Raw genomic sequence first — 9,742 nt, 5'->3', positions numbered from 1 at the left:
CGACAGGCTCGGGGTGCCCTGAGCTTGTCGAAGGGCAGGACTCGAACCTGCCCGCCTCCGCGCTTCGCGCTGCGGCGTGGTCTCGCCGTAGCTCGCATGGATCTCCCGGCGAGCGAAGGCGGACGACCTCCTGGTTCGTAGCACGAACGAGCCCACTTTGCCGCCGGTTGCCGACCAGTGCCCCACTAAGCCGGAATCACCGCAACCCACTGAGGAACCAAGCGATCACGCCGATCCGCCGTCTGCCGGACCTTGCCGGCCGGAGCCGGGTGTTGTTGCTCCCAAAGGGCAAGAAAAGGGCAACCGGTCCGACGGCTGAACGACCGGGCGACTCGATCACGCCGGCACGCCGAGCGACTCGAGACGCTCCAGCGTGTCTGGGTACTTCCGAACCAGCCAGAGCAGGACGGCAGCCTGTTCGTTCGGTTTGCTCCTCCCCTGCGCTCCAATCGTTCGAGCGTCAGCGCAAACGGGTTCACGGCGATCCTGAAGGCGAACACCATGCGGTGGCTTTGCTGGCCTTGTTCCCCCTGGTGCCGATGCTCACGCCGCGCGCGTTCACGGCCCCGAGAACGATAGGAGATCGCCAACCGCGTGCGAACCGCCGCCGAGGCTGGAATTGGCGCCAAGTCCTAACGCGGCCCCGATGACTTCCTTACCCGCCGCTTCCTAGACTGAATACGGCCTGGGGAGGCGGACATGTCCCACCTGATCGAACTCGTCCGGCGTCCCAACCCGCCCGCCGAGCGGCCCGCGCATCAGCCCGACCAGCCGGCCGTAGGACTGGGCGGTGTCTACGTCGTCTTCACGTCGGTTGCTGAGACACTGCGCGCGGTCGAAGCCGCCTCGCGCCTTGCCCGCGCGATTGCTCTCAGCCTCACGCTGCTCCACTTTCGATCGGTTGGGTTTGCCGCACCGCTGGACCATTCCGGCGGGGTGTCGCCCGTTGAAACCGACGCGTTCAAGGCGCGGCTCGAGGCGATGGACTGCGACGTGGCGGTCCGCGTTTGCCTGTGCCGGAACGCCTTTCGGGTGTCAGGTCGGCGCTCCGCGCCCCCTCCGTCGTCGTCATCGGCAGCCGCCATCGCTGGTGGCCGACTCGGGCGGAACGCTGGCGGCGTGCGCTGCAGGCGGAGGGCCACCTCGTGGTGACGGTGGATGAAGGCGTCCGCGCGTCGGAGCGGGAGCCGGCTCAGAACTTCACCAGCAGTGCGAGCGTGAAGCGGTTCTCGATCTTCTGAAGATCGGGCGCCCAGCCGGCGACCAGCGAACCGGCCGCGCCGCTGTTGCCGCCGGGCGGCGTGACCCCGCCTGCCCCCGCAAAGTAGGGGACGTCCGCCGCACGATGGTTGAACTCGCCGCGGAAGGTGATGAACTGGCTGGGCATGTAGTCGACGGTGGCCGACGCGTCCCACGCCGTGTACGCATCCCCGGGATTCTCCGTGAAGTAGGGCGTTCCAGACGCCGCCGTCGCGCCGTTGATCGGCGGCAGCAGCACGAGGTACCGCCCCGGGTTCGTGATTGCACCGCCGCCCAGGGTCACCGCGTAGCGATCGTGGTCGAACCAGGCGCGGTGGTAGGCCATGAACCCGAGAAAAAACTGCGACGGGCTCGCAGCCGTGCCGCCTCCACAACTCACGCCGCCGACGCCGAGCTGCGTCACTTGGAACTCGCCCGATCTGAAAACCTCGCTCGAGCCGACGACCGTGTCGTCCCGCGGCCGGTTGAAGCTATGGGTGTAGTTGACGTCCACGCGCGCTTCGGCGGTGAACAGCTTCGTGTCGAGCGGCGATTCCTTCGTGCGCGGATTCCCGGTCAGCCAGGTGAAGTCGGCGAACGTGAACGGCTCCGGCCTGGCGGCGGGCGCGGCAGGCGCCGTCGGCGGCGGATCGGACTGCGGCCCGGCCGCGGCCGGCACCGCCGCCATGATCATCGATAGCAATGCGCCAGCAACGACGGCCCCGTGGCGTGGCATGCGGCCCCTCCTCCACCCTCCAGTCTCGGGAGCGCGGCCTAAGGCGTTTGATCGATATTAGATAGTCAACTTCGTCGAGGCCGCAATTCATAGTACCACTCACCGTGGAAGTCATGCGGGTGCAGCGAGAGTTCTTGCATCTGGGCGCGCGTCACCACCACGCCGGTCGCGTAGGTCCCCTGGTCGAGTTGCGCCTTCACGCGAAGTCGTGCCGCTGTGCGGGTGTGTCCGATCAATTCGACGACGGTCTCGAACGTACGAAGGGGCTTGCCCCGCCAGTTCTGCGTGATGTGACAAAAGAGCCGATGCTCGATCGTGTTCCACTTGCTCGTGCCGGGTGGGAAGTGCGACACATGGATGCGCAGACGGAGCGCGTCGGCCAACGCTTGCACCTCGGTCTTCCAGGCGCGCGCCCGATAGCTGTTGCTGCCGCCCGCGTCGGCGGTGATGTACAGCGCCGTCGCCTTCGGGTAGGCGCGGCGCCCCATCATTTTCCACCACAGGCGAATCGACGCGACGGCGAACGCCGGCGTGTCATGGTCGCGCCCCACACTGACCCACGCTTCGTTGCGCGCCATGTCGTACACCCCGTAGGGAATCGCTTTGCCGACCGCGTCCGACGGGAAGTCGTGCACCCGCGCGGTCTCCGGCGTTCCGGCGGGCTGCCATTCCTGGCCGGCATTCTTGAAGTCCCCGACCAGTTCCTTCTTCTTGGTATCGACCGAAATCACCGGTTGCCCGTCCTGCAGAAACCGCGCCGCTGTGCCATTGATCAACTCGAACTGCGCGTTCCGATCGGGATGCGACGTGCCTTCGCGGCTCTTGCGCACCGAGTGCAGACTGTAGCCCAGGTCGTGCAGCAGCCGACCGACGGTGGTCGAACTCACGGCCCAGCCCTGCTTCACCAAGGCGGCCGTCAACTGCGCGCGGCTCTTGCAGGTCCACCGCAACGGCGACGTCGGATCGCCGCGCGTCAGCGGGTCGACCAACTGCTCGAGGGCGGCGGTCAAGCCGCGTTGCCGGGCCTCCAGCACAGGACGCCCCGCGCCAGGTCGTCGGATGCGTCCCGTGACCACGACGCCTGCCGCCAATTCCTGCCGGCCCCGTCGGATCGTGTCGCGCGCCAGGCCGGTGGCGGCCGACACCAACGCATCGCCTCCGAAGCCGATGGCGCACGATTCCGTGGCGGCCCAGAGCCGCCGCGCGCGCTCATCGAGGACCGGTTCCAAGACCGCGTATTTCGCCACGACCGTCGCTTCGATGTCGAGGTTACGTCGCACGCACCTATCAGATCATGACTTGGTAGTATCTGCAGAACTAATTTACGTCGGACTCCTAAGGAGTTCGTGGATGGCCCACGAACGCCCGGCACTGCAACGAGCACGCCCTCGCCCGACCGCCCGAACCGGCGGCACAACCGCCTGGACGTCCTGCCGCAGGGTGACGAGCGCAAAGCCCGGCGACGCCATTTCGTCGCCAGGCTTCGATGCGGCGGACCCAGAACGACCGTTCACTCCCTGATTTCCCTAGCGTTTGCGTCGGCAAGGCACGTTCGCCGGCGAGGTATTCATCTTGCGAGGCACGAAGAGAGCGCCGGCACCGAAGGCGCCGGCTTCCGCGCGGACGTGGCCGCGGGGAGAGGGCGGTTTGAACCACGGGATGCCCGGCATGCGGGCCATTGGAGGTTGTATGTTTGAGTTCTGGTCACGGTACTGGTGGGTTCCGGTCCTGCGCGGCCTGGTGGCCATCGCGCTGGCCGTCTTCGCGTTCGTCTGGCCGCTCGCGACGATCGCCGCGCTCGTCCTCGTGTTCGGCGCCGTCGCCTTGGTCGACGGGATCCTCGCCATCGCAGCGGGCATAGCCGCACGCCGATTGACCTCGGACTGGTGGGTCCTGCTGGTGCAAGGGTTCGTCGGCATCGCCATAGGCGTCCTCACCGTCCTGTATCCATCGATCACGGCGGTCGCATTCGTGGTGCTGATCGCCCTTTGGGCGATTGGCCTGGGCGTCCTGCAAGTTGTCGCGGCCGTGAAACTGCGCCGGGATATCTCGGGGGGGTGGTGGCTGGCGCTTGGCGGCATCCTGGGCATCGCGTTCGGCATTCTGCTCGTATGCAACCCCGTTCAGGGCGGGCTCGCTGTGGTCTGGCTGGTCAGCGTCTTCGGCATGTTGTGGGGCGCGATGCTGATCCTCGGTGGGTTCGACCTTCGACGGCTGACCAGAGACGCGACCGCGTGAGAGATCCACGCTGGTAGGGCGATCCGTCGGAGTCCCGATCTGCCGGTCGGACACAAACAGGTTTGAAGCCGCTTCTCATCAATCAAAAGGGGCAAGTCATGGCAATCGTCACACGCGAAACATCCGAGGACGCGACGCCGTCGACAAGCGATCGAATGGCGGACGCGGCGGCGCACGCCGCGCATTTGTCACACGAAGCCCGTATGGTCAAATCGGTAGCGGAGGATGCCATCGAGGAAGGCGTCTACCAGGCAAGACGGGTGGCGAGATCTGTGCGTCGGGGCGTCGTCGGGCGGCTGGAGGACATCAAGGACGAGGGCATCCGCTACGTCAAGCGCCAGCCTCTGCCGACGATCGCGTTCACTGCTGGCGTCGGTGTGATGGTCGGCCTGGCGGTCGGCTGGGTCGCCGGCCGGGGCCGCCCGAAGCGGGTCGACACCAGGCCGTCGTGACAGCGGACGGGCCTATCCACGCGCGGTAGTCACGGTTGCCACGGCCGAGGAGCGTTCGCCGTGGCGCGCTTCGCCCCGCCATGGTAGGTTTAGCGCCATGGAAAGGCCGCATGAGGCGTCGCTGCTCGAATTGATGGACCTGCTGGTCGTGCATCGCGACGTCGAAGCGATGCTGCCCGACTTGGCCGTCTGCCTGCGCCAGGTGGTGGACTTCGACGAAATTGCTCTCGTGCTGCCGCGCGGCGGGGCCGCCGCGGATTTGTATACGCTGCCGCTCCTGTCGGCGGAAACGCGGCCAACCGCGACCGAGGTGGAGGTCGCAACCCTCCCACCGTTGCAGGACACGAAGCTGGCCGAGTTGTGGGCTGGCGAGCACCCGGTCGTCCTCCACGCGCTCGACGACGTGTGTGACTACGCTGAATTGCTTGCGGGCCTTCGCGAGGCGGGCAAGCAGTCGGCGTGTCTTCTTCCGCTGACGACGGCGGTGCGTCCCGTCGGCGTAATGGTCCTCGCGTCTTCCAACCTGGGCGCGTATGACCAGTCGGACGCTGCCTTCCTCGGTCGCGTCGGAAACTACGTCGCGATCGCCATCGACGACGTCCGCCGCTCGGAAGAGGCGCTCGCGCATCAGCGCCGGGTTGAGGCGGAGCGCGATCACTGGAGGACGCTGCTCGAGATCAACAACGCCGTCGTCACGAATCTCGACCTGAAATCCCTGCGCGCGGCGATCGAGCCCAGCCTCCGTCGCCTCGTGCCGCACGACAGCACCAGCCTCATGCTGCTGCGCGACCAGGGCGAACGCCTCGGGCCGCTGGCGTTCGACCCGGAGTTCCCGCCGTGGGTGGAAGAGATGGCTTCCGCTCTGATCTTGACCACGGCAGGGAGACCAGACCAGGCACCGATACACGTCGCGCTGGCACTCCGCAAACCGATCGACATCGACATGGCGACCAGTCCCGCGCTGGAACCATTTGTGAAGCGGGGCGGAGAGCATCTCCCCAGCAAACGCCTGTGTTACGTCCCGCTCGCGACGGCGCGCCGTCGCCTGGGGGCCCTCATGCTGGGCCGGCACCTGCCGGAGCCGTTCACCGAGGACGAAATGGGCCGGGCGATGCAGGCCGCCGACCAGATCGCGATTGCGGTCGAGAACGCGCTGGCCTTCGGCGAGATCGAACACCTGAAGGACCAGCTCGCGCAGCAGAACGTCTACCTGACCGACGAGATTCAAGGCACGCTGCACTTCGGCGAGATCGTCGGCGACAGCAAGGCGCTGCAACGCGTGCTTGCGCAGCTCCGCAGCGTCGCGCCGACCGACACCAGCGTCCTGCTGCTCGGCGAAACGGGAACCGGCAAGGAACTCATTGCGCGCGCGATTCATTCGATGAGCGAGCGGAAGGCGCGGACGCTCGTGACCGTCAACTGCGCCACGTCACCGACCGGCTTGCTCGAGAGCGAGTGGTTCGGCCACGAAAAGGGCGCGTTCACCGGCGCGCTCAACCAAAAACCAGGCCGCTTCGAGCTCGCCAACCAGGGGACGCTGTTTCTCGATGAAATCGGCGACGTGCCGCTGGATCTGCAGTCGAAGCTCCTGCGCGCGCTGCAAGAGCACGAGATCGAGCGCCTGGGGAGCACCCGCACGATTCACGTCGATTTCCGCCTGATCGCGGCCACGAACCGCAACCTGCAGGAAATGGTCGCGAAGCGCGAATACCGGTCGGATCTCTATTACCGGCTGAACGTCTTTCCGATCAAGATTCCGCCGCTGAGGGACCGCCGCGAGGACATTCCTCCGCTGGTCAGGTACTTCACGCAGCGCTACGCGAAGCGGCTGCGCCGACCGATCGAGTCGGTGGCGCGTGAGAGCATGGATGCGCTGTGCCGCTGGCACTGGCCGGGCAACGTCCGTGAGCTGCAGAACGTGATCGAGCGCGCGGTCATCCTGTCGCCCGGAGCCACGCTGCGGGTGTCGCTCTCGGAGTTCGAAGCGTCGGCCGAGCCGCCGCCCGGCTTGGCGGTGTCGCTCGAAGACGCCGAGCGGCAGCACATCCTGCGCACCCTGGAAGAAACCGGATGGGTGATCGGCGGCCCCGCGGGCGCCGCCTCACGCCTCGGTCTCAAGCGAACCACGCTCTTCTCAACAATGCGCCGCCTCGGGATCTCGCGGCCCAGACCCGAGCGGTCGGGCGGTGGCGGCTCGTAACGATAGGGGCTGCTGGGGTGCGGCCTTCTTGCCAGCTGCCTGGACTGTGTCCGGATCCGGTCGATCACGCGCCGGTTCATGCAGCCGGACGCCTCGAGTTCGGCGCCCTCCCGCCACATCCGCTCCAGCAGACGCTCGCCGTCATGGTCGATGAACGAGACGTCGGTCACTGCAAGCTTGATCCGCACCGATGACCCGGCGTCGGCGATCGCCCGCCAATAGCGAAGGCACATTCCTCTTCGCGTCACACGTTGACCGATGGCGGCGCAGACGGTAGTGACCGGACGAGGCCGCCACCGCGACGAAATGACGCCGCCAGACGCCGGAGCGTCGCATCACGCTCGGCGTTTGCCCTGCCGCGGCGGCGCGCTTCGCGTGTGCGGCCGGTCATTTACGCGTGCGGCCCGTTGTGTGACACGAGGGAACGGGTTTTGCGGAGGGGCGTAACCATCGTGCGTCCAACCCGTGAAAATCGTGCGTCCAACCCGTGAACGAGGAGAAGAACATGTCTACCGAGACCATTCGAACGAAACCCGGCACAACAGCGGAGACGTTCGAAGAGAAGATCGCGGCGCAACTGCAGGAGGCGGAAGCCAGGCTGGAACAGTTCGAAGCCAAAGGCAAGGCGAAGAGGGTGCAGGCGGAGATCGCGGCTGTCGAGGCATTGAAGACAGCAAGGCAGAACATCGAACGCAAACTGCGGGACCTGAAGACGATCAATGACGCTGAAATCGTGCGAGCCAAGGCCGACATCGATACGGCCGCCGCGGCACTCAAGACCTCGCTCGACGAACTCGGACGCAGGTTTCCCGTGCCCCCCGCTCCACCCGCGAAGTGAGGATTCCCGGGGCGCGGCGACGTGTCTTGCCGCGCCCTCGCTAAAGAGAGGTCCGCGATGATTCGCAGGGTTCTACCACCGCTGCTGGCGTTGGGTTTCGCCGCGACGCTGACCACCACGGCGCGCACGGCCATGCCCGGCCTGCCGGCACGATTGCACGATTACCTGACCGGCACGGCAAAGCTCACGCCGGACGAGCGTGCGCAGCTCGTCGCCGGCGAGCCGGTCACGAAGATGCTCGACGCCGACGAGAACAAGGAAGTGGCGGTCTTCGGCGCCGTGTGGGTGGACGCGCCGATGCGCCGTTACGTCGCTCTAATCAAGGACATCGAGAACTTCGAGCGCGGTGGCGGATTCAGGCAGACCAGGCGCATCAGCGCGCCGCCGAAAGCCGAAGACTTCGCCGCGATGCGAATGTCCGACGAGGACGTGGCCGACCTGCGGACGTGCCGGGTGGGCGACTGCAACGTGAAGCTCGACGAGAAGGGCCTTGCACGATTTCAGACCGGCATCGACTGGAACGCGCCGAATCACAAGGCCGGTGTCGAATCGCTGATGCGGCAGCTGGCGCTCGAATACGTGACCGGATACGCCGAGGGCGGCGACGAACGGCTCGCCGTGTATCGCGACAAGTACCGGCCGACGTTCGTTGCCCAGGAGTTCCGCGAGATGGTCGACAAGACGCCGGAGCTCACCGCGTATATGCCGGACGTCCGCCGGTACCTGCTCGAGTATCCGAAGACAGCGGGTGGGGCATCCAGTTCGTTCTTCTATTGGCAGGAAACGCAGTTCGGCCTCAAGCCGACGGTCCGGATCAGTCATCTGATGGTGCGCGAAGGCCATGACGAAACCGTCGTTGCGTCGAAGATGCTGTATGCGAACCACTACTTCTGGACCGGGCTCGAGCTGCGGGCGTTGATGCCGGATCCGTCGCGCGGTCCCGGCTTCTGGCTCATGACGATCTACCGGGGCCGGGCGGACGGGTTGGGCGGGTTCACGGGCCGGTTCGTGCGGGGAAGAGTACGGAGCGAAGTGCAGAACGCCGCGCTGATGGGACTGAAGATGACGAGGCAGATGCTCGAAGGAGGCCTCAATGACCGCGGAAGACCGTAAGATGCCGGCGAGTTCCACGACGGGGACACCGCCGTCGACGTCAACTCGGCAGTGTCCGCAGCAGGCGGGCTCGTCCGACGAGCGACCCAACACGCGGACGTGGCTCACCGAGCGCGTACCGAAGGGCGAGCCGCCGAATGAGCCGGCAAGGACTCGATCAAATCTATCAAGGCGGTGATGCGCGCACGGCTATCTTGCGCGAAGGATCCCGCCGCCGACGGCTCCCGCGGCCGCGGGCGCCCGCACGGCTGAGAGGGTCATGGGCGGCGGCCTGCCGATGAGGATGATTTCCACCGACGTCGCAAGGGCGGTCTACGATCAGCAGGACTGGTGTCGCTCGCACGATCCGTCACGGGCGTGGGCGAGGAAGCCGTACGCCTCCGGGCAGTGGAACAGCGACTTGCAGGTCGGCGCATCGCCAGCGCCAACAGGCGCTGCGCCTGCAGAAGGGTGAGCCTCGGCCCCGGCATGTCTCGGTAATCGCCGCGAACGCGTGGCTTCAGCGACTCCTTCGCCGCCGGGGAGCAGATCTTCATGGCCGCCTCCTTGGGAATCGGCCGCGGCGGGCCTACCGCGGGGCGATCGCCCGCCTGCGCGGCTGCCGCCCGACTCGGCCCGCGCCCTAGCGCAGCTTCGCCGCGGCCGCGATGAGGCTGTGGCAAGGAATGTTCCTGTCAACCGCGCCGGTCATCCAGCGATTTCGATCGGACGGCCCGCCGCCCCCTGGGCGGCCGGCATCCGGATCTCGAGGACCCCGTTCTTGAACGACGCCTTCGCATGGTCGGTCATGGTGCCCGCCGGCAGGGCAATCGTTCGGCAGAAGGCGCCGTAGTTGCGCTCGCTCCGGTACACGCCATCGCGCTCTTCCTCCCGTGCGCGATGCCGTTCGCCGTGGACCGTGACGGCGTCCTCGGCCACATTGACCT

9 protein-coding genes are annotated in these 9,742 nt (G+C 66.7%); 6 read left to right on the top strand and 3 right to left on the bottom strand.

Translation table 11 applies throughout. The annotated features are described in order from the left end of the window. The first annotated feature begins 699 nt into the window (after positions 1 to 699). A complete protein-coding gene (locus VGK32_08030) occupies positions 700 to 1,152 on the top strand; it encodes a hypothetical protein (protein ID HEY3381701.1) in 453 nt (150 codons plus the stop codon). Between the two features lie 40 nt (positions 1,153 to 1,192). On the opposite strand, the gene VGK32_08025 is transcribed toward VGK32_08030, so the two are convergent. Both VGK32_08025 and VGK32_08020 read right to left on the bottom strand, forming a co-directional pair. Beyond that, positions 1,193 to 1,975: a hypothetical protein gene (locus VGK32_08025; protein HEY3381700.1), complete on the bottom strand. Its 783-nt coding sequence runs from the start codon at positions 1,973 to 1,975 to the stop codon at positions 1,193 to 1,195. Positions 1,976 to 2,040: 65 nt separating this feature from the next. Further along, a complete protein-coding gene (locus tag VGK32_08020) occupies positions 2,041 to 3,237 on the bottom strand; it encodes an ISAzo13 family transposase (protein HEY3381699.1) in 1,197 nt (398 codons plus the stop codon). A gap of 427 nt (positions 3,238 to 3,664) precedes the next feature. On the opposite strand from VGK32_08020, the gene VGK32_08015 reads away from it, so the two are divergent. From VGK32_08015 to VGK32_07995, 5 genes are all read left to right on the top strand, one after another. Further along, positions 3,665 to 4,213, top strand: a complete 549-nt coding sequence (locus VGK32_08015; protein HEY3381698.1) for an HdeD family acid-resistance protein — start codon at positions 3,665 to 3,667, stop codon at positions 4,211 to 4,213. Between the two features lie 62 nt (positions 4,214 to 4,275). Next, complete coding sequence (locus VGK32_08010) at positions 4,276 to 4,665, top strand: hypothetical protein (protein HEY3381697.1); 390 nt, start codon at positions 4,276 to 4,278, stop codon at positions 4,663 to 4,665. Positions 4,666 to 4,762: 97 nt separating this feature from the next. Then, positions 4,763 to 6,865: a sigma 54-interacting transcriptional regulator gene (locus VGK32_08005; protein HEY3381696.1), complete on the top strand. Its 2,103-nt coding sequence runs from the start codon at positions 4,763 to 4,765 to the stop codon at positions 6,863 to 6,865. Between the two features lie 487 nt (positions 6,866 to 7,352). Next, positions 7,353 to 7,703, top strand: coding sequence for a hypothetical protein (locus tag VGK32_08000; GenBank protein ID HEY3381695.1), 351 nt, complete (start codon positions 7,353 to 7,355; stop codon positions 7,701 to 7,703). A gap of 57 nt (positions 7,704 to 7,760) precedes the next feature. After that, positions 7,761 to 8,816: a hypothetical protein gene (locus VGK32_07995; protein HEY3381694.1), complete on the top strand. Its 1,056-nt coding sequence runs from the start codon at positions 7,761 to 7,763 to the stop codon at positions 8,814 to 8,816. 687 nt (positions 8,817 to 9,503) lie between these two features. On the opposite strand, the gene VGK32_07990 is transcribed toward VGK32_07995, so the two are convergent. Continuing rightward, positions 9,504 to 9,742, bottom strand: a 239-nt coding sequence (locus VGK32_07990; protein HEY3381693.1) for an Hsp20/alpha crystallin family protein, incomplete at its 5' end; no start/stop codon positions are given.

It is taken from the genome of Vicinamibacterales bacterium (assembly GCA_036504215.1).
Classification (GTDB): domain Bacteria; phylum Acidobacteriota; class Vicinamibacteria; order Vicinamibacterales; family Fen-181; genus FEN-299.
Note: the sequence above shows the minus strand (reverse complement) of the source record. Positions and strands in the feature narration are given on the sequence as shown.

Bases quoted from the DNA above. Each gene is read 5' to 3' on its own strand.
- VGK32_08030 (HEY3381701.1), top strand. From the start codon at position 700: ATGTCCCACCTGATCGAACTCGTCCGGCGTCCCAACCCGCCCGCCGAG.
- VGK32_08025 (HEY3381700.1), bottom strand. From the start codon at position 1,975: ATGCCACGCCACGGGGCCGTCGTTGCTGGCGCATTGCTATCGATGATC.
- VGK32_07995 (HEY3381694.1), top strand. From the start codon at position 7,761: ATGATTCGCAGGGTTCTACCACCGCTGCTGGCGTTGGGTTTCGCCGCG.
- VGK32_08005 (HEY3381696.1), top strand. From the start codon at position 4,763: ATGGAAAGGCCGCATGAGGCGTCGCTGCTCGAATTGATGGACCTGCTG.
- VGK32_08015 (HEY3381698.1), top strand. From the start codon at position 3,665: ATGTTTGAGTTCTGGTCACGGTACTGGTGGGTTCCGGTCCTGCGCGGC.